Annotated in this window: 15 protein-coding genes; 5 read left to right on the top strand and 10 right to left on the bottom strand. The window is 68.8% G+C overall.

The window, feature by feature from the left end; genetic code table 11:
* The first annotated feature begins 52 nt into the window (after window positions 1-52).
* The 3 genes from KY661_RS22970 to KY661_RS22960 are packed head-to-tail and all read left to right on the top strand — an operon-like array spanning window position 53 to window position 4,236.
* Window positions 53-898, top strand: a complete 846-nt coding sequence (locus tag KY661_RS22970) for an NAD(+)/NADH kinase (RefSeq protein WP_225412255.1) — start codon at window positions 53-55, stop codon at window positions 896-898.
* 56 nt (window positions 899-954) lie between these two features.
* Window positions 955-3,447: a protein kinase domain-containing protein gene (locus KY661_RS22965; RefSeq protein ID WP_225412254.1), complete on the top strand. Its 2,493-nt coding sequence runs from the start codon at window positions 955-957 to the stop codon at window positions 3,445-3,447.
* An 18-nt stretch (window positions 3,448-3,465) separates the two neighbouring features.
* Window positions 3,466-4,236 carry a YdcF family protein gene (locus KY661_RS22960; RefSeq protein ID WP_225412253.1) on the top strand — a complete coding sequence of 257 codons (771 nt, stop codon included), beginning with the start codon at window positions 3,466-3,468 and terminating at the stop codon, window positions 4,234-4,236.
* A gap of 7 nt (window positions 4,237-4,243) precedes the next feature.
* On the opposite strand, the gene KY661_RS22955 is transcribed toward KY661_RS22960, so the two are convergent.
* From KY661_RS22955 to KY661_RS22930, 6 genes are all read right to left on the bottom strand, one after another.
* Entirely contained in the window at window positions 4,244-5,851 is a 1,608-nt protein-coding gene (locus KY661_RS22955; protein WP_225412252.1) for a bifunctional metallophosphatase/5'-nucleotidase, read from the bottom strand.
* Window positions 5,852-5,900: 49 nt separating this feature from the next.
* On the bottom strand, window positions 5,901-6,935 hold the full coding sequence (locus KY661_RS22950; protein ID WP_225412251.1) for an ABC transporter permease: 1,035 nt from the start codon (window positions 6,933-6,935) through the stop codon (window positions 5,901-5,903).
* Entirely contained in the window at window positions 6,935-7,888 is a 954-nt protein-coding gene (locus KY661_RS22945) for an ABC transporter ATP-binding protein (protein ID WP_225412250.1), read from the bottom strand. Before KY661_RS22945 ends, KY661_RS22950 begins: the two co-directional genes overlap by 1 nt.
* Window positions 7,889-7,895: 7 nt before the next feature.
* Entirely contained in the window at window positions 7,896-8,642 is a 747-nt protein-coding gene (locus tag KY661_RS22940; protein ID WP_225412249.1) for an MBL fold metallo-hydrolase, read from the bottom strand.
* Between the two features lie 22 nt (window positions 8,643-8,664).
* Window positions 8,665-9,141, bottom strand: a complete 477-nt coding sequence (locus KY661_RS22935; protein WP_225412248.1) for an SMI1/KNR4 family protein — start codon at window positions 9,139-9,141, stop codon at window positions 8,665-8,667.
* A 667-nt stretch (window positions 9,142-9,808) separates the two neighbouring features.
* The gene (locus tag KY661_RS22930; protein WP_225412247.1) at window positions 9,809-10,966 is read right to left on the bottom strand and encodes a threonine synthase; all 1,158 of its coding nucleotides are present in this window, start codon (window positions 10,964-10,966) and stop codon (window positions 9,809-9,811) included.
* Window positions 10,967-11,139: 173 nt separating this feature from the next.
* On the opposite strand from KY661_RS22930, the gene KY661_RS22925 reads away from it, so the two are divergent.
* Complete coding sequence (locus tag KY661_RS22925) at window positions 11,140-12,159, top strand: hypothetical protein (protein WP_225412246.1); 1,020 nt, start codon at window positions 11,140-11,142, stop codon at window positions 12,157-12,159.
* Between the two features lie 158 nt (window positions 12,160-12,317).
* Here KY661_RS22925 and KY661_RS22915 read toward each other — a convergent pair whose 3' ends face one another.
* From KY661_RS22915 to KY661_RS22900, 4 genes are all read right to left on the bottom strand, one after another.
* Window positions 12,318-13,562, bottom strand: a complete 1,245-nt coding sequence (locus KY661_RS22915; protein WP_225412245.1) for an imm11 family protein — start codon at window positions 13,560-13,562, stop codon at window positions 12,318-12,320.
* Between the two features lie 20 nt (window positions 13,563-13,582).
* Complete coding sequence (locus KY661_RS22910) at window positions 13,583-14,944, bottom strand: AHH domain-containing protein (protein WP_225412244.1); 1,362 nt, start codon at window positions 14,942-14,944, stop codon at window positions 13,583-13,585.
* A gap of 89 nt (window positions 14,945-15,033) precedes the next feature.
* Entirely contained in the window at window positions 15,034-15,657 is a 624-nt protein-coding gene (locus tag KY661_RS22905) for a TetR/AcrR family transcriptional regulator (RefSeq protein ID WP_225412243.1), read from the bottom strand.
* Between the two features lie 24 nt (window positions 15,658-15,681).
* Window positions 15,682-16,218: an adenine phosphoribosyltransferase gene (locus tag KY661_RS22900; RefSeq protein WP_225412242.1), complete on the bottom strand. Its 537-nt coding sequence runs from the start codon at window positions 16,216-16,218 to the stop codon at window positions 15,682-15,684.
* A gap of 218 nt (window positions 16,219-16,436) precedes the next feature.
* Between KY661_RS22900 and KY661_RS22895 the strand changes: the two genes are divergently transcribed.
* The gene (locus KY661_RS22895) at window positions 16,437-19,703 is read left to right on the top strand and encodes a DEAD/DEAH box helicase (protein ID WP_225412241.1); all 3,267 of its coding nucleotides are present in this window, start codon (window positions 16,437-16,439) and stop codon (window positions 19,701-19,703) included.

The raw sequence follows: 19,703 nt of genomic DNA, 5'->3' as shown, positions 1-19,703 counted from the left end.
GCACATTTCCTCCAGCGCCCCTTGCCTTCCTGGACTAAAAGCTTCCGCCACCGTGCAGACCCTGGCCATCGTCGCGAAGAGGGACAAGAAGGAGGCGGTCGCGCTGGCGGCCCAAATCTGCGAGCGCTACCCGCACCTCACCGTGCTGGGAGAGCGTTACCTGTCTCAGGAACTGGGCTGGCCGCGGGTGGAGGACCGGGAGCTGGCCCAGCGGGCCGACCTGGTGGTGGTGCTCGGCGGGGATGGCACCCTCATCTACACCGCGCGGCTGCTGGCGGGCCGGGCCGTGCCCATCCTGGGGGTGAACCTGGGCAGCCTCGGCTTCATGACCGAGGTGCCGGTGGAGGAGCTCTTCTACCACCTGGATGAGGTGCTGGCGGGCCGCTTCAACGTGGACTCGCGCATGAAGCTCACGTGCCGGCTGGTGCGCGAGGGGCGGGCCATCATCGAGGAAGAGGTCCTCAACGACATCGTCATCAACAAGGGGGCGCTGGCGCGCATCGCGGACCACGAGACGTCCATCGATGGGGTGCCCATCACCACCTACAAGTCCGATGGCATCATCCTGGCCACGCCCACCGGCTCCACGGCCTACTCGCTGTCGGCCGGCGGCCCCATCGTCCACCCCTCGGTGGACTGCACCATCCTGTCGCCCATCTGCTCGCACGCGCTCACCCAGCGCGCCATCGTGGTGCCTGCCGACCGCGTCATCCGCATCACCCTGCGCCGGGAGACGGCTGACACGTACCTCACCCTGGATGGGCAGACGGGCCATGGGCTGCAGGGCAATGACTGCATCGAGGTGGTGCGCTCGCCCAACCGGGTGAACCTCATCCGCAACCCGCGCGTGGCGTACTTCACCATCCTCCGGCAGCGGCTCCACTGGGGCGAGCGCTGAGCGGCCAGGCGAGGGGATGGGGCGGGGGCGGGAGGCGGTGCTAGGGTGCACGCATTGTGCGTGAGACCCAGGCCGTCCCTTTCGGGAAGTACGAGCTCTTGGAATGTCTGGGGACGGGGGGCATGGCGGCCGTCTACCGCGCGCGGTACCTGGCCGCGCCGGGCGTCACCAAGCCCCTGGTCATCAAGCGTGTCCTGACGCAGTACGCGGAGCACCCGGCCTTCGTGGAGATGTTCATCCAGGAGGCCCGCGTCTCGGTGGGGCTCAGCCACGGCAACATCGTCCAGGTTTTCGACTTCGGGCAGGTGGAGGGCGAGTACTTCCTGGCCATGGAGTTGGTGGAGGGCCAGCCCCTGTCGCGCGTCCTCAAGCGCGCCCAGGCGAAGGGGCTCGCCGCGCTGCCCGCGCCCCTGGCGGTGAGCATCGCCATCGAGATGTGCAAGGGCCTGCACCATGCCCACACGCGCACGGATGAGCACCGGCGCCCCCTGGGGCTCGTGCACCGGGACATCTCTCCGGACAACGTCCTGGTCAGCTACGAGGGCGAGGTGAAGATCTCCGACTTCGGCATCGCCAAGGCGCGGCTCGCCGGGCGCCAGGAGACGGAGGCCGGGGTGGTGAAGGGCAAGTACCTGTACCTCTCCCCGGAGCAGGCCCTGGGCCGGGAGCTCGATGCCCGCTCGGATGTGTACTCCGTGGGGGTGGTGCTCTACCGCCTGCTGTGTGGGCGCCTGCCGGCGGAGGGCGCGCAGCTGCAGGTGATGGAGCGCATCGTGAAGGGGCGGCTCGACCCGCTGCTCCAGAACAACCCCACCGTGGAGCCCTCGCTGGCCCACCTCGTGGACCGGGTGCTGTCGACCCGGCGCGAGGCCCGCCCCGAGAGCGCGGAGGCGCTGCGGCTGGAGCTGACGCGGTGGTTGGCCCAGCGGGCGCCGCTGTTCGCGGCCAACACCCTCAAGCACCTGATGGAGTGGCTGTACACGCCGGAGCTGGTGGCGCGGGGCACGCCCCCGCCCGTGACGGGGACGTTCCAGGAGCAACTGGCCGAGTGGACCTCCGCCGTGCCTCCCACCCCGCCGCCGAGGACTGCGGCCGTCCCCGAGGCCCCCCGGACGCTGGAGGTCCAGACGCTCCCCGAGGAGCGCCCCTCGCTCCCCACCGCGCCCCAGACAGTGGCCGTGGCCGAGGGCCGCTCGTACACCGGCTGGGTGGCGGCTGGGCTGGTGGTGCTGGGGCTCGCCTGGGTGGTGTGGCTGGAGCGCAGCAAGCCGGATCCCCTGGAGATCCGCTCCGAGCCCTCCGGTGCCCAGGTGCGCATCAACGGCCAGATTCTGGGCGTCACCCCGCTGGTGCTGGACACCATCGAGCGGGAGGAGCCCCAGCGGGTCGAGCTCTTCCTGCTGGGGCGGGCCCCGTGGGAGCAGGAGTTCGCGGCGGGGACGCTTCAGTCGCGCCTGGACGTCTCCCTGATGGAACCGCAGCCCCAGGAGCCCACCCTCCAGGCTCCCGGGGGGGAAGCCGTGGACCGCTTTGGCACGAGGCAGGTGCCGGCCACCTTCCTCCTGAGCGAGGCGTTGCACTCCTTCAGCCCGGTGGCGCGCTCCCTGCGCGTCGAACTCCACCCGGACCGGGTCTACACGGTCTGGACCACGGGCCGGCACTTCGTGCGGGATGGGCGCCGCTCGAACGTGCCGCCCCCCTTCTTCCGGCAGGCCTCCCTGTTCCTGGAGGGCGCGGACCTGGCTCCCGCCGCGCGGCTGATGCCCGTTGCCGCCGCGCCCCGCCAGGTGACGGGCGCCAGCGCGCTGAATGCCTTCGTGCTGTTCGGCGACTCGGTGGAACAGAACGACCACCAGGATTTCACCCTGAACGTGCGCGACGAGTCGGACCAGAAGACCCTTCGCAAGGAGCTGAACCCTCGCAGGTTCGCGCACCAGCTCGCCCTGGAAGGGCGGTACACGGTCCGCCAGCTCGACCCCAAGAGCCGTTACCAGCTCGCCATCCGGGCCCGGCCGGGCGCTCCCGTGAGCCCCGTGGCCCTGATGGCCCTTGCTGGCGAGAACGACACCGTGCAGGTGTCCTCGCAGCCCGCGGGCGAGGCGCTGCATGTGCTGGCGCCCGGCACCTACACGGTGACGGGGGCCCGGGAGCTGTGGCTCGCGCTTCCCCGGTGGAAGGACGATGGGGACGCGGAGGTGGACGTGAGCATCGCCGCGGCGCCCGCTGCGGCCTCCTCCCGGCCGAGCCTCCGCATCACGTCCACGGCCAACCCCTCGCCGGCCACCGCGGCGGAGAAGTACCGGCAGGCCCGGGACAAGCTCGCCCGCAGGCAGTTCCAGAAGGCCAAGGAGCTGTTCTGGGAGTGCCTGGCGAACGATCCGGCCGCGGCCCAGTGCTTCCACGGGCTGGGCGAAGTCTCCGTACGGCTTGGCAATGCCGAGGAGGCCATGGAGTACTACGGCCGCTTCCTGGAGCTGGCGCCGGAGTCCCTGAAGGCGCAGGAAGCGCGGGATTACATCCAGCTCCATCGCGGCAGGCAGGACGGGTAACGTCCAGTCCCGCTTCCCATGTTCCTCATTCTCTCCAAGATTCTGGATCTCTTCCTGGGCCCGCTCACCTGGGGCGTGCTGTTCCTCGTGCTGGGGCTCCTGTGGCGCCGGGGCGGACGGCGGGCCCTCGGGCTCCAGGTGCTGGGGCTGGGGGTGCTCTACACCTTCTCCATCGAGCCGGTGGCCGGCGCGCTCATGCGCTGGGTGGAGTCCGGCGCGAAGGAGACCTACCGGCCCGGCGTCGTCTACGACGCGGTCATCGTGCTGGGGGGCGGGTTGGATCCCGATGCCACCGAGCGCTCGGGCCGCCCCGAGTACAACGCCGCCGTCGAGCGGATTCTCCGCGGCTACGAGCTGCTCCGGGAGGGCAAGGCGCGGCACGTGCTGCTCTCCGGAGGGACGCTGGACACCCGCCCGGAGGCCGTCGTCGAGTCCCAGGTGCTCCAGCGCCAGCTCCAGGCGTGGGGCATCGCCCCGGAGCGCATCGTCATCGAGGGCCACAGCCGCAACACCCGCGAGAACGCCCTGGACTCGAAGCTCATCATCCAGGAGCGGGGCTGGAACACGCTGTTGCTCATCACCAGCGCGGCGCACCTGCCCCGGGCCTATGGGTGCTTCGCCGCGGTGGGCCTGCGCCCCGACACCCTGGCCGCGGACGTGCGGGCCTCGGACGGGAAGCGCCCGCCGAGCTGGCTCCCCCGCGCCAACCACCTCAACGCCAGCACGGATGCGCTCCGGGAGCTGGCGGGGCGGGTGGTGTACCGGCTGCGCGGCTGGACGGTGGAGTAGGGCGCGCTCAGCGGCTGGCGGCGGGGGGCGGCGCGCACTCGCCGGGCCGCAGGCTGGCGCGGGCGATGCGCTGGATGCGCCCGTCGCCCTGGCTCATGGGCCGGGGCTTTCCGGTGCGCAGGGCCTCTCCCACGATGTCCCGGGGCGTCTTTCCCTCCGGAAGCAGAGGCTTGGAGGGGAGGCCGCGGAGCATCTCGTAGCCATCCTTGCCGCCGGCGATGAAGCGCGTGACGGCGAGGCTGTACGTGGCGGTGGGGGACACCGGCTTGCCGCCCACCGTCGCGCAGAGGACGCGCTGGCCCTTGGGCAGGCCCGGATCAAACGAGAAGCGCAGCCCGGAGACCTGGGGGAACCGTCCGGGCTCCGGATCCTCGGCGCTCTTGCTCACCCCGTTCTCCAGGGCCGCGAGCAGCACGGCCCCGGTGACGTCCAGCCGGACCAGGTCGTCCCGGAAGGGGAAGATGGCGAGCAAGTCCCTCCGGGTGAGGGGGCCCGCGGGGAAGATGGTGTCGCCGCGGATGGCGCCGCCGTTGACGAGCACCACGTCGGTGCCTGTGACTTGGCGGAAGGTGTCCGTCACGAGCGAGGCCAGGTTCGTCTCCTGGCTGCGCACGGCCGTCTTGCGCGCATCGAGCGGGACGGGGGTGTTGCCCAGCGGCTGGGACAGATCCGCGACGAGCGCGTCGTAGGGCCGCATGGCCTCGGCGAAGGCGGCATCGTCCGGGATGGCGTCCGTCACGGGGAACACGTGCCAGCCGAGCGTCTTCAACTGGCCGGTCCGGCCATCCACGTCCAGGTCGAGCCGCCCCAGCTCCCGCGCGTCCGCCTCGACCTTGAAGATGGGGGTGCCGGTGGAGCGGTCCTCGATGCGGTAGTGCTCGTGGCCTCCGACGATGAGGTCCACGGACACGCAGCGCGCCAGCTCCTGGTCCAGCGCCAGGTCCAGGTGGGTGAGGGCGATGATGAGCGTGGCGCCTTGCGCGCGCAGCCGGGAGACGACGGGGCGGGCCGTGGTGCAGACGTCCCGGATGTTCGTGTCCGGGGAGACGCTGGAGGTCACCTCGGTGTCGGGGACGAGCAGGCCAAACAGGCCCACCTTCACGCCCGCCACCTCGCGGAGGACGTAGGGGATGACGCCCTCGAAGGGCTGGCCCGTGTGGTTGTCGAAGATGTTCGCGGCGAGCCACGGGAAGCGCGAGGCGCGGATGCTGTCCTTCAGCGCGCCATCCCCGAAGTCGAACTCGTGGTTGCCGGGGACGGCGTAGTCCACCCCCACGGCGTTCCAGGCGTCGATCATCTGCCGGCCATGGAGCGGCTTGCCGTTCACCTCGAGGAGCGACTCGACCGAGGGGCCCAGCGTGTCCCCGCCGAAGAGCGTCAGCGTGTGGGGAGACGCGGCGAGCGTCTGCTTGCGCAAGGTGGCGACGCGGGCGAGCCCTCCCACCCGGCCCTGCTCCAGCGGGGTGAACTGGTACACGTCATTGAGGTGCAACAGGGTGATGCGCACCGTCTCCGGGGCGGGCACGGGCCGCGCGGTCGAGGGACAGCCCGCCGCCAGGAGCAGGAACAGCAGGGGCACCACATGGCGGGCGGGCAGACGGCGTGCGGCGTTCAAGGGCATCACCTCCAGGGTGGCATGGAGCTTACCCTCCCGGGCGTGAAGGCTAGAGCCACTTGAAGTAACGCAGTGCAATCAAGAATGAGAGAAAGCCCCACGCACCCAGTATCAGACTTTGCGGCCAGAGGGCGGCAAGCGGGGCGCCGTCGATCATGATGGCACGCAGGCCGTCGTTGAGGGCCGTGAGGGGAAGGATCTGGATGAGGGGCTGCATCCACCCGGGAAAGTGATTCGCGGAGAAGAACACGCCCGACAGCAGCATCATGGGCATGCTGACCAGGTTCATCAGCCCGCTGGCCGCCTCCGATGTCTTCGCCCGGACGACGGTCAGCAGCGCCAGGCCCCCGAAGGACAGCGAGCCGAAGAGCCCCAGCACGATGAAGGCCAGGTGGCTGCCGGCCATGCGCACGTCGAAGAGCAGCCGGGCGAAGAGGACGAAGAAGAGGATCTCGATCAGCGCCAGGAGGCTGCGGCTCAGCAAGAAGGAGAACAGGAAGTGGGCGCGCTTCATGGGGGTGGCCACCAGCCGCTTGAGCAGCTTGCCCATGCGCAGCTGGACGATGGCCCAGCCCAGTCCCCACAGGCTGGAGGACAGCAGCCCGAAGCCCAGCAGGCCCGGAATGAGGAAGTCGATGTAGCGGGAGCCCGGCTCCGTCACCTCCTGAAGCCGGGGGGCCACCGGGTCCACCCGGCCTTGCAGCCGGTTGAGGGCATCCACGGTCATCAGCCGGGCCGTGCGGCCCTCCTCGCGCTGGGGGTCCACGACGAGCTGGGGGGGCGTGCCGGGGACGAGCACCAGCGCGGCCTTGCCACGGCGCAGCGCATCCCGCCCGGCGGCTTCGGGCATCCGCGAGGCCGTCAGCCCCTCCACCGCGTCGAGCGCGGCGGTGAGCGCATCCGCCTCGGGACCGTCCGCCACCGCCACCGTCAGCTCGGGCAGCGCCTGGTTGCGGAAGGCAAGCCCCAGGGCCAGGGACGTGAGCAGGGGGAAGGCGAAGACCCAGAAGAGCGCCTCGGGCTCCCGAATGAACCCCCGCAGGCGGAAGAGCACCAACTGCCAGAGCGGATGGCCGGCGCGCATCAGGACTCCTCCTCGCGAAGGGCCCGGCCCGTGAGGGTGAGGAAGACGTCATCGAGCGTGGCCTGCCGGGTGGACAGGTGCCTCAACCGGGCCCCCCGCGCGGCCACCACCGAGAGCAACCCGGGCAGGGCCGTGTGCAGCTCCCGCACCGACAGGGTGTGGCCATCGCCCCGGGAGCGGGCGGACACGAACGTGGGCACCTCCGCGAGCGCCTCGGCCGGGAGGTCCGGCGTCGAGGCGAACTCGATGATCTGCTCGGCGCCAATGGAGGCGATGAGCTGGGGCGGCGTGCCCTGGGCCACGATGCGGCCGTGGTCCATGATGACGACCTGATCGCACAGCACCTGGGCTTCCTCCATGTAGTGCGTGGTGAGGACCACCGTGCGGCCCTTGCCCTTGAGGCCCTCGATGACGTCCCACAGCGCGCGCCGGGACTGGGGGTCCAGCCCCGTGGTGGGCTCATCCAGGAAGAGAATCTGCGGGTCCGCCACCAGGGCGACCGCCAGCGCGAGCCGCTGCCGCTGGCCGCCCGAGAGCTTCATGGAGTACGTGTGGCGCTTCTCCTCCAGGTGCACCAGGCCGATGGCCTCCTCCACGGTGAGCCCCTGGGCATAGAAGGAGCGGAAGAGCCGCACGGTCTCCTCGACCGTGAGGCGCTCGGGGAAGCGCGTCTCCTGGAGCGCGATGCCGATGTGCTCCCGGAGGTACTTGGCGTCACGTGCCCAGCTTCGGCCAAGCAGCTCGACCTTGCCGGCGGTGGGGGGCTGCAACCCTTCGAGGATCTCCACCGTGGTGGTTTTGCCCGCGCCGTTGGGCCCGAGCAGGCCGAGGCACTGGCCCACGGGCACCTCCAGGTCGATGCCCGCCACCGCCACGGTGTCCTCGAAGCGTTTGATGAGCCCCTTCACCTCGATGGCGAGCGGCGAGGGAGTGGAGGCGAGAGAAGGTTGCACACCCCCCTCATACCGTGTAGCGGCGGCCCTGGGCGAGCGGTTCGATGACGCTCCCCTCGGTGTCGAAATCATCCGGGTAGTGGATGAGCCGCATCCGGGCCCGCAGCTCCGCGGGCAGCGCCGCGAGCTTCGCGTAGGGCGTGTGAACCCCGTAATTCGTCTCGTGAACGAGGAGGTCCGCCTCCGCCAGCCAGGCAATGAGCCCCTCGTCGAAGGACGTGTCGGCGCTGTAGCCCAGGCACCTGCCACCGGCCCGGATGCGCAGGGCCGTGGTGGGCAGGTGGTGGTAGGTGAAGCGGCACTCGATAGAGAACGGGCCGAAGCGGACGGCGGACTCGGTGGAGAGCGGGGTGTGGGCGAAGTAGTCGTCGAAGTGCTTGGGGTGGGGGGCCTCGCCGTGCTTCTCGATGAGGCACTCCATGCCGGCCGCCAGGTGCCCATCCCAGAGCCGCTTGGCCACCTCCGGGTGGCAGAGCAGGGACAGCTTCCGCTTCAGCAGGAAGAACGAGAAGTAGCTCAGCCCCTCCAGCCCCGAGCTGTGGTCGGCGTGCAGGTGCGTGAGGGCCACCCCCGCCACCCGGTCCGCGTCGAGGGAGACGCCGGAGGACTCCGAGGCCTCCCGCATCATCTTCCGGATGGGGTGGGGGCAGTCGATGAGCAGCACCTGGCCCTCGGCTTCCACGGCGAGGCAGGAGGAGTAGCGCAGCGCGGAGAAGGCATCGCCAACGCCCAGGGTGAGGAACGACAGGCTCATGGGAACTCCCGGAACTTCGTGCTCACCGCTTCAGCCAGTAAGAGGGGCGGCGGGTGCGCAATGCCGCTTCCAAGAACGCCGCGAACGAGTCTTCGAACTTCTCGCAATAGTAAGGATCTGGCCAGGCCTCGTGCCATGCGTCGGAAATAGGATAGCGGCCAGCCACCTGCTGGCTCACGTCGATCACCACGTAGTCGCCATCTTGAACGTCACAGAGGGCGTAAACGGAGGCGGGGCCGTGTTTGTCCTCATCCCTCCCGAAGATGGCCACGCGCGCCCGGACGACCCTGGAGAGCGGAAGGATCCGGTAAGGGCAATCCGGCCCTCGCTTGAGCAACTCGGCGCCATTGCAATGCAGGTAGAAGGCTCGCAGATCCGGATCCAACCGCCAGCCCACGCGCTGCTCGAACTCCGCGATCTCGGCTGCCGTGGCGGGCGGAGAAGGGAAGTGCGCCCGTGAAATTTCATCGAGCAGGGGGGGGATGGGGGGCGGCGTCATCGTCCGTTGTCCAAGTAGGGCCGATCGGGGCCCACCGTATTCCATGGAGGCAGTCTGTCGTAGCACCTTGGGTATTCAAGGCTGAAGATGTCGTGAACGTCGGCAGGCGCAGGCAAGATGTTGTTGGGGTCGACGGGATCTCCGCCGTGCTTCAGGTCGCGGATGTGGTGCCCTGGCCATGACTCGCCCGCCTCTTCGGGCCAATGCCCAAACTTCTTGCTCCAATCCTCGCGAAACTTCTCTCGAATATTCTTCCACCGGGCGCGGGCCGCTTGGGCCGCTTCCTTGGAGATCGCGGGGTAATCACAGCAGCAGTGCGTGATCGCGTACCGCCCCCCTGCGTTGTGGGGCGTGCCCTCCCAATCCAGTTTGAGATCCGCAAGCCACATGCACCCTTTGAGGAGGTATCCCTCGGTGGCGCAATGGCGTTGGCAATAGGTCATCCACCGTTGACTGCACTGCCAGGGACCGTAAAAAAACGTGGGCTTGAAACTTCCTGCCACAACGCTGATTCGTGGCCCTTCCAACTTCCGTGCGGGCAGTGCGCCCGGTGAAGGGATGGCCCCACTGGGTGTCCCGCACCCGCTTGCAACAAGGATCCATACCCCGGTGAGAATCCAGCGTATCGGCATGCAAGGGCAGCTTTCGCGTCAGGGCTCCAGGGGATTCAATCGATGTACTTGTACCCAGTCCCCGTATCGAAGACGACCACCCGCTCGGTGGGCTGGAGCTTCTGGGCGGCGAGCAGCTTCTTTACGGCCTCCCACGCCGCACCGCCCTCGGGCGCCGCGTAGAGCCCCTCGCTGGAGGCCAGCTCGTTCACGCCCCGGCGCATCTCGTCATCGGAGATGGTGATGGCCTCGCCCTTCGACTCGCGGAGGATTCTCAGCACGAGGTAGTCCGCATACGCCTTGGGGACCCTCAGTCCGCTGGCATAGGTGTGGGCGTTCTCGAAGCGCACCGAGACGTCCTTGCCCTCCGCGAAGGCCTTGGGAATGGGCGCACACCCCTCGGCCTGCACGGAAATCATCCGGGGCCGCTTCGAGCCAATCCACCCGAGCCGCTCCATCTCATCGAAGGCCTTCCACATGCCGATGAGCCCGGTGCCGCCGCCCGTGGGGTAGACGATGACATCCGGCAGCGTCCACCCGAACTGCTCGGCCAGCTCGTAGCCCATCGTCTTCTTGCCCTCGACGCGGTAGGGCTCCTTGAGCGTGGAGACATCGAACCAGCCCTCGGCCTCCTTGCGCTGCGCGACGATGCGGCCACAGTCATCGATGAGCCCATCCACGAGCGTCACCTGCGCGCCGTAGGCTTCGCACTCGAGCCGGAAGACCTTGGGCGTGTCCCGGGGCATGAAGACGTGGCAGGGCAGGCCCGCCTTCGCCGCGTAGGCCGCCGCAGCGCCCCCCGCATTGCCTGCCGTGGGCAGGGCGATGGCCTGCGCCCCGAGCGCCTTGGCCATCGTGACGGCGGCTCCCAGCCCGCGCGCCTTGAAGGAGCCGGTGGGGTTGCCGGCCTCTTCCTTGATCCAGACGTCCGGCATCGAGAGGCGCGCCCCGAGCCGCCGGGCGTGCAGCAGGGGCGTGCCCCCTTCGCCCAGGGTGATGATGTCCTCGGGCGTCCGGGCAGGCATCAGCTCGTGCCAGCGCCAGATGGTCCGGTCGCGCGAGGCGGTGTCCTCGCGCGAGAGCCGGGGCAAGTCGTACTCCGCGAAGAGCGAGCCGCCACACCCCGGCTCCTTGCAGACGTTGAGGAGCGCCGCCGGGTCATACGTCTTCCCGCACTTGGTGCAGGACAGATGCGTCAGGTGGGAAAAAGGCATGGGCGGCGACGCTACCAAAGGCGCTGACACGCGGGTTGACATGTCGGTCCACCGCCGTGGCGTGTCAGGGCCTCCGGTTCGATGCGCGGCCCCTCGTAGGCGGTTCGCGGCACACCTCTTGCGTTAGGGCGGCGCGCGGAAACAACCCGCACTGCACATCCTGAGGAGAAGAGATGAACGTCATGGGAGGTTTCTCGAAGCTGGGCGCGCTCTGCGTGGGAGCCCTGGTGCTGACGGCCATGCCTGCCTGGGCACAGAAGGAAGAACTCTGGCTCGATTCCCAGAGCGGCACCCCCGTGAGCGGCCAGAGGGTGCTCACGCGAGGCCGGCCTTATTTCGTTACGATGAAGGGGACCTACAGCCCGTGGAGGACGTTGGCGCCCCTGGGGACGAAGTCCGGCAAGCCGGAGGCCACGCCCCTGTTCGCGAGCCCGAAGGGGGCGAACAAGGAGGTCGGCGCCGATCCCGAGTTCGTCTTCGCGTGGCCCCAGGGCTCCAGCCTGGAGAAGAGCCCGGAGCCCTCGCCCCTGCGAAACAATACCGTCCAGGTCAGCCTGGACGGCGGGAAGACCTGGAAGCACCCGGCCAGCAAGGCTGCCTTCGATGCTGCGGGCCACGAGTACAACTATGAGCTGATGGGAGACGATGCCGCGCTGCAGGTGCGCCTCGTCGACAGTCCGGCCTCGGACAACTATGGACGCTTGCAGCTCGTCGTGCAGCCCGCCGAGGAACTGTGGCTCGACTCCCAGAGCGGCGCCCCGGTCCTCAGCGAGATGGTGCTCCAGAAGGGCAAGCCGTACCGTGTCACGATGAAGGGGACCTATGCCGTGTGGTCGACCTTCGCTCCGTTGGGGACGAAGTCCGGCAAGCCGGAGTCCGCGCCCATGTTCGCGAGCCCGAAGGGTGCGAACAAGGAAGTGGGCGCCGATCCCGAGTTCATCTTCGCGTGGTCCAAGGGCTCCAGCCTGGAGAAGAGCGCGGAGCCCTCGCCCCGGCGGAACTACACCATCGAGGTCAGCGTGGATGGGGGAAAGACCTGGAAGCACCCCTCCACCCCGGAGGCCTTCAACCCCTCCCACCAGTACACCTATGAGCTGGTCGGCGATGGCAGCGCGCTGCAGGTGCGCCTCCGCGACAATCCCTACCGCGACAACTCCGGCCGCGTGCAGATCTTCCTGCTGCCCGGGGCCTAATCGAGCAGCCCGGAAGCCATGCGCTTCACGGTGCTGGCCGCCGAGCCCGGGGGCACTCCCCCCGGCACGGATGCCGCGAGCACGAAGCGAGAGCTTCGGACTTTTATGAGGGGATGCCGCAGGAGTTCTACGGCTCACGTTATCCCTGCATGAGGCCGTCACACCACGGGCTGGCGCCAGGCGCGAGACAGGTGCTCCTGGCCTTCCTGGACGAAGCGCCGCACCAGCTCGTCCCGGCCTCGCTTCCCGTTTTCCAGCAGGTACGTCAGCTCCACAGGCAGCAGCACCTTGACGGTGACCAGCCGCACCTCTCCGGCCGGCATGGTGAAGTGGCCTGGAAGCGTGCTCGGCGCCAGGCCCAGCAGCACCCCCACCCTGTCCTCCTTCATCAGCAGAGGCTCAGGCATGCCTCGGCCGGAGACCTCCATGGATAGGAAGCCCGCCTTCACCTTTTCGCGCACGCTTGCGTGTTCCGCGATCTCGTTCCCCACCCGCTCCAGCAGCAGCAGGGGCCAGCTCTTCTCGACCTCATGGAGAGGCTCGCTCGTCTCCAGCGCCAATTCCAGGCCAAATCCCACGGACGGCTCCACGTGGTCCACGAAGAAGTCCGACAGCCCGTCCGTCACCAGCAGGGTGCGCCCCTTGGGGCGGTGAATGACGCGCCAGACCTGGCGCCGAGCCGGCCATCCACCACCGACGACGATGGGGATGATGGCTTCCTCGTCCAGCGTCCCCAGCGTGCGCCAGAAGGCTTCGCGGGCCGCGTCCGTCTGTTCCCGAAGCTCGATGAGCCTCCGGTTCCGTTCGCGCTCCTCGGGGCTGATGGCGCTCGGGCCAGTGACCTCCTTGAACTGGCAGCCCGTGACGCCTGTGTGCTCCAATGCCTTCTTGATGTCTTCGGACACGATGAGCGCCCCAGCCCATCCCCAGGTGCGAAATACCTTGGCTCCCCCCACCTTCGCCGGGTCGATGCGCATGCCGGACACTGCCCGGTACTTGCCGACCTTGTCCGGCCGGCCATCCTCCGGCTTCCAGTATCGCACTTCTACCGATGCATTGTCGTCAATGCACCGGATGAGTCGAGTGGTTACGAGGATGTTGTAAGGATCGGACTGCCCTACGACATCGACCGGAATGATTTGCACATCTTCGGGCGCCAACTCCGCGAAGATGTGTGCAGCTTTGTTATGAAGAACAGGGAAGTCATCAACTCCTGCCAGGGAGAAATCGAGAGGGCTTCCAGGGTGATAGATGGGAATTTTGAGTCGTCCATCAATCTGGACAGGTCCCCCATCCGTGAACTGCCATAGGTCATCAATCTCCTGTCCCTGTGAATCCGTGGGTTCTCCCAGGAGCCAGCGGCCTTGGATACTCATATCATCGGAGAGCTTGAAGTATCTCATCGCCATGGATTTCCCGCGCGTCAGTTCCGTGCGACAAGGACATTGAGTTGAGTGCCTGGTGTGGAGATTTCCTTGGCCAGAGTCTGGAGTTCCCGGACGAGCGCATCTCTACATTGTTGGATGCTCCGGCATTTCCCCATTGCATCCTTCAGCCTCTGATGCACCTCTGCATGGTACTCCTGAGGGTGCGGCCCCTTGTGGCCAGACACGCGGACCTTGTTCGCTGCGTCGTCCAGTGACAGACCAGCCCGGTCGAAGAGTTTCTGAAACTTCGGTGACCACGGGCCGCCCAGGCTGGTGGAATCCCACCACTTGTTCGTGGCGATGTGGTGCTCGTGCCCCTCGGGCTCCACGAGTCCCGACGCAGCGGCACTGGAGTCCCGAGCCATCATCGCCACCGCCCCCTGACCCAGCGCGATGGTCACGACACCTTCCGTGGATACCGCCACGGCCTCCACTTGCCCCGCCGCCGCCAGCCGGAAGCCGCCCTGCTCCACACCCACCAAGGCCGCCTGCGCGGAGCCGGGCAGCGTGGGAATCCTCGCTGCCAGCGTCTGCGCCGTGCTGCCCAGCGCCGCCATCGCGAGCATGACGAACGCCCGCGCGGCGTTCCTCCCCATCACCTTCCCGTACTGCGCTCCCGCGTCCTGTAGCTCATCGAAGGTGGTTGCCGTCTCTACCTCCCTCGCCAGCACCCTCCAGCCCTTCACCAGGCTCCACACCATGTCCCACCCCAAGTAGCCGATGAGCGCCACCGTCAACGTTGCGGCGATTCCTTTCGAGAGCACCGGGTCGGGTGCCAGCCACAAGGCGAAGTAGACGGCTCCCGTCGTGGCGAGCATCGTCACCATTGCCTCCTTGTCCGTCAGGTCTCCCAGGGCCTCGGCCGTTTCGTCCCAGACCGAATCCAGGGCCAGACGAAAGGCCAGGGTGCGCTTGCCCGCGTTGTCCAGCGTGACGTCCTCGGCCAGCAGATGCAGGCAGTCTTGGGATTTCTTCTGGCGTTGACACCAGCGTCCGTAGGCGCTCGCCAGCTTCGTTTCTGCGTCCGGCTCCTCGGCCACGAGAAGGCGGCCTCGCTGCGGATCTTCGACGGAGACCAGTCCCAGGCGCCCGCGCACGTGAGAGGAAGTGGGGGAAGAGCCCAGGTTGAACAGCCTCAGCGCGGCTTCCCTTGGCCGAGAGGAGAGGGGCGCGGTGCGCACCAGTTTCTGGACCGCCGCTTGGAACTCGCCGGCCTCTAGCCTGACTGGCTCCTCATCCGTGCGGGGTGTGTAGACGATGTGCCGCCCCTCGCCCGTGTCCAGGCGCACCACCCGAGAGGTGGCACAACCCGTGCCCACCAGTACCAGCAGCACCACGGCTCCCCAGCGCAACGTCATACTCTTCTCCGAGTCACCCGAGTCATCGCTCCCCCATCTGGCGTCCAGCGCCGTGGGGTAAGCCCAAACGCGTCTTGCGCGAATCTGTCTTAGCCTTTTAGGGAAGAGCGGGGCGCAGGGGCGGGCTCCGCATCGAGCAACCCCGAGGCCATGCGCTTCACGGTGCTGGCCGCCGAGCCCGGGGGCACCACGCCCGGCACGGAGGCGGCGAGCACGAAGTAACCTTGGATGGCGGCGAACAGCCCCGCCGCCACGCTCTGGGCCCGGCCGGGGCCCGTGAGGGCTTCGACCAGGGTCTCCAGGTGCTGGAGGTCCGTGCGGACCACCGTTTCGTAGATGGCGCGGACCTCGGGTTGCCGGATGGCCTCGGCGCTGATGGTGACCCAGCTGGCGACCGCGGCGGGGTTCGCGTCCTCGCCCGTGGCCAGGTAGGCATCCAGGAACGCCTCCACCCGGGCCTTGGGAGAACTCCCCTCCACCCGCGCCAGCCCGGCGGCCACGCGCTGGCGCACGCCCTGGGCGAGTTGTTCTACCAGGGTGAGGAGGATCTCCTGCTTGTCGTGGAAGTGGTAGTGCACCAGCCCGGGGCTCAGGCCCGCCGCCCGGGCGATCTCGGCCACGGAGGCCCGCTCGTAGCCCCGCTCGGACATGACCCGGAGCAGCCCGGCGACGATCTGCTGGCGGCGCTCATCGGTATTGGAGGGACGTCCCAAGGCAGGGTCCGGGGCAGGGGAGGCCTACAGGGTGATGAGGCGGTGCAGGCGGTGGGCGCCCAGCCGCTTCACGCCGTCCAGGAAGCCCAGGGCGATGAGGAAGCTGAAGCCCACCAGCTCGCCGCCCACCTGCGCGATGAGCTTCGCGGTGGCCTCGGCGGTGCCGCCAGTGGCCAGCACGTCGTCCACGATGAGGGTCCGCTCGCCGCGCAGCACCGCATCCTGGTGCATCTCCAGCGCGTCGGTGCCGTACTCCAGGGCGTAGCGCTCGGTGACGGTGCGGGAAGGCAGCTTGCCCGGTTTCCGCGCGGGGACGAAGCCGGCGTTCAGCGCGAGCGCCACCGGCGCCCCCAGGATGAAGCCCCGGGCCTCCACCCCCACCACCTTGGTGATGCGCTGATCCCGGAAGGGCTCCGCCAGGGCCTGGATGAGGCGGGGGAAGAGCACGGGATCGGCCAGCACGGGGGTGATGTCCTTGAAGACGATGCCGGGACGGGGAAAGTCCGGCACGTCGCGCATGCGGGCCTGAAGCTCGGCGGAGAGAGAAGTATCGGGATTCATGAGCGGATCTCCGGGGAGCGGAGGTAGATCTTCCTCCCACACCGTGAAGGGAGGCCCCCAAGGGAGGGCCCTGGGAAGCGTTGATGCTCTCACACCCGTCGGCCAAGCGGGGGAGCCTCCTGCACCGTTCCGAACGGGTTCTCGTTTTCCCTTCAACGCGAAGGGCCCCGTCTGTGGTATGCGCCCAGGTTCCCCTTTTCTGGGCTCATTCGCGACCCGTGCAATCATCCGTCGACACCCGAGACCCTCTTTCTCCGCAGGACGGCCAGTGGCTGCGTGCCCTGAAGGCCGAGGTCCCGTCCGCCACCTTCAAGCAGGGCCGTGAGGTCGCGGAGAACCGCCGCGTCTTCGGCCTCCAGCGTGAGGGGGGCCGCATCCGTGCCCAGGTAGCGGGGACCACGGGCGTGCGCTACGAGGTGGCGCTGGAGCCCAAGGACGGCAAGGTCAACTCGACCTGCACCTGCGAGGAGTGGAACACCGAAGGTCCTCACTGCAAGCACGTGGTGGCCGTGGCGCTCATCTACGCGGCGCGCTTCCGCCCGCTCCCGCCGCCCACGCAGGCCAACCCCGCCGCCCCGCCCGTGGCCGCGCGCGAGCCGTCCCGCCCGGCCCCCGAGCCCGAGCATCATGAGGAAGAGGATGAGGTGCCCGCCCCGGAGCTGTCCGGCGCGGATGCGGTGAGCCTGCCGGCGCTGGCCAAGGTGGAGAGCTGGTTGGGGCTCTCCGCGCAGGCCGACTACGAGTTCTTCTACCGGTTGACGCTGTCCACCACGGGCCCCGGAGGGCGCCACTGGGTGGTGGACGTGCGCCGCCAGGACGCCCAGATGAAGGGCCCCGTGCACGTCAAGCGCCTGCTCCAGGCGGGCACGCGCATCTCGCCGGCCGATGAGCGGGTGTTCGCCGTGCTGGCCCGGCACGAGCACCGCTACGACTCGCGCATCGTCCTGTCCGACGAGGACCTGGCCGAGGTGCTGGAGCTGCTGCGCCACCGCCGGGTCATCTACCGGGGCACGCCGCTCATCTACTCGGAAGAGCCCGTGCGTCCGCAGATCCACCTGGAGTCCCGGCCGGACGGGGCCACCGCCCGCATCGAGCTGCTGTTCCCGGATGGCGTGGGCGCGCAGATCAAAGACGTCATCCTCCTGGCGGGCCAGCGCACCTGGGTCATCCAGGCCCAGTTGCTGTTCTCGGTGGAGCCGGACTTTCCGCCCCGGCTGCTGCGCAAGTGGCTGCTGGAGCCGGCCATGGCCTTCCCGCCCGCCCAGCTCGACCGGGTGCTGACGTTCTTCGCCGCGCACCTGCCGCGCTTCCGCATGGTGCTCAAGGCGGACAACATCGACGTGGACGAGTCGGTGGAGCCGCACTTCCTGCTCACCCTGGAGGGCACGCCGGAGCGCGTGAAGGCGCAGCTCGCCGCGCGCTACGGACAGACCACGGTGCCGGTGTCCCCCACGGCCACGCACCTGGGCTACGCGAGCGGCGTGGGCAACGAGAGCCGCAAGCTCTACCGCCGGCGCGAGGAGCTGGAGCGCGGCGCGGGCAAGCAGCTCCTGGAGCTGGGCCTGCGCTTCGATGGAGGGGCCCAGGTCTACGAGACCAGCGGAGACGCGGCGCTGGAGTTCTGGGCGCGCGGGCTCGCCTCGCTGCCGGCCGCCTGGGAGCGCTTCGGCGTGCAGGCCCCCAAGGTGCGGCTGCGGCCGAAAATCAAGCCGCGCATCCGCGTGGGCATGAGCGGGGTGAACTGGTTCGACCTCGACGCGGAGTTCGTCACCGACGACCAGGCGGTGGACCTGGGCGCGGTGCGCATGTGGCTGGACTCGGGGCGGCGCTTCGTGCCCCTCAAGGACGGCAGCTTCGCGGAGGCGGACGCCGCCGAGCTCAAGCGCGTGGCGGACATTTTGGAAGAGGCCGGCGCCATGCCGGGCCGCACGCGGACCCGGCTGCCCCTGCACCAGTCCGTGGCGTTGGACCTGCTGGCGGACCTGGGCGAGTTCACCGAGGTGGAGGCCAAGGCGCGCCAGGCGATGATGGAGCTGCGCGACACGGCCGGGGTGCCCAAGGTGGCCCTGCCCGAGGGGCTCACCGCCACGCTGCGCCACTACCAGGAGTCGGGCCTCTCGTGGCTCTGGTTCCTGCACCGCCACGGCCTGTCCGGCATCCTCGCGGACGACATGGGCCTTGGAAAGACGGTCCAGTCCCTGAGCCTCCTGCAGAAGGTGGCCAACGAGGAGGGCCGCAAGCCCTCGCTCGTCGTGGCCCCTACGAGCGTGCTCGCCAACTGGGAGCGCGAGGCCGAGCGCTTCACCCCCAACCTCAAGGTCATGGTGTGGCACGGCCAGGACCGCAAGGAGCGCGCCGAGGACCTGAAGGACATGGACCTGGTGCTGACCTCCTACGCCCTGGTGCGGCGCGACTTGGACCAGCTCTCCCAGGTCGGCTTCCGCTACGTCATCCTCGACGAGGCGCAGAACATCAAGAACGCCGACAGCGCCACCGCGCAGTCGTGCAAGACGTTGCCCAGCGACTCGCGCCTGGCGCTCACCGGCACGCCGCTGGAGAACCGCCTGAGCGAGCTGTGGAGCCTCTTCGACTTCCTCATGCCGGGCTTCCTTGGCAGCGCCGAGGGCTTCAGCGACCGCTACGAGCAGCCCATCCAGGTGGCCAACGACGTCACCGCGCGGGACCGGCTGCGCCGCCGCATCCAGCCGTTCATCCTGCGTCGGCTCAAGACGGAGGTGGCCAGTGACTTGCCGCCCAAGACCGAGAGCGTCGCCTGGTGCGAGATGGAGCCGGGCCAGGCCGCGCTCTACCGCGAGGTGCTGGAGGAGAGCCGCCGCAAGGTGAGCGAGAGCATCGAGAAGCTGGGCTTCAAGCGCAGCCGCGTGTCCATCCTCGCCGCGCTGATGCGCCTGCGGCAGGTGTGCTGTGATCCGCGCCTGCTCAAGCTGCCGCCCAACACGCTGCTGCCCGCGAGCGCCAAGCTGGAGCGCTTCGGCCAGCTCGTGGATGACCTGGTGGCCGAGGGGCACCGCGCGCTCGTCTTCAGCCAGTTCACCGAGATGCTGGAGCTGCTCAAGGGCGAGGCCGAGCGGCGCGGCATGGAGTACCTCTACCTGGACGGCCGGACCAAGGACCGCATGGCCAAGGTGGATGACTTCAACCGCCCGGATGGCCCGCCGCTGTTCCTCATCAGCCTCAAGGCGGGCGGCACCGGCCTCAACCTCACCGCGGCCGACTACGTCATCCACTATGATCCGTGGTGGAACCCCGCCGTGGAGGACCAGGCCACGGACCGGACGCACCGCATTGGCCAGACGCGCGCGGTCATCAGCTACAAGCTCATTACCCGCGGCACCGTGGAGGAGAAGATTCTCTCCCTCCAGCGGCGCAAGAAAGAGCTCGCCGCCGGGGTGCTGGGAACGGAAGGCGATTTCGGCAAGTTGTTGACCGAACAGGACATCGCCGACCTGTTCACGGAAAGTTGA

The organism is Allostigmatella hybrida (assembly GCF_020103775.1).
Lineage (GTDB): Bacteria > Myxococcota > Myxococcia > Myxococcales > Myxococcaceae > Hyalangium > Hyalangium aurantiaca.
Note: the sequence above shows the minus strand (reverse complement) of the source record. Positions and strands in the feature narration are given on the sequence as shown.

Coding starts and splice junctions, on each gene's coding strand:
- KY661_RS22960 (WP_225412253.1), top strand. CDS start 3,466: ATGTTCCTCATTCTCTCCAAGATTCTGGATCTCTTCCTGGGCCCGCTC.
- KY661_RS22950 (WP_225412251.1), bottom strand. CDS start 6,935: ATGCGCGCCGGCCATCCGCTCTGGCAGTTGGTGCTCTTCCGCCTGCGG.
- KY661_RS22940 (WP_225412249.1), bottom strand. CDS start 8,642: ATGAGCCTGTCGTTCCTCACCCTGGGCGTTGGCGATGCCTTCTCCGCG.
- KY661_RS22935 (WP_225412248.1), bottom strand. CDS start 9,141: ATGACGCCGCCCCCCATCCCCCCCCTGCTCGATGAAATTTCACGGGCG.
- KY661_RS22930 (WP_225412247.1), bottom strand. CDS start 10,966: ATGCCTTTTTCCCACCTGACGCATCTGTCCTGCACCAAGTGCGGGAAG.
- KY661_RS22925 (WP_225412246.1), top strand. CDS start 11,140: ATGAACGTCATGGGAGGTTTCTCGAAGCTGGGCGCGCTCTGCGTGGGA.
- KY661_RS22915 (WP_225412245.1), bottom strand. CDS start 13,562: ATGAGATACTTCAAGCTCTCCGATGATATGAGTATCCAAGGCCGCTGG.
- KY661_RS22910 (WP_225412244.1), bottom strand. CDS start 14,944: ATGACGTTGCGCTGGGGAGCCGTGGTGCTGCTGGTACTGGTGGGCACG.
- KY661_RS22900 (WP_225412242.1), bottom strand. CDS start 16,218: ATGAATCCCGATACTTCTCTCTCCGCCGAGCTTCAGGCCCGCATGCGC.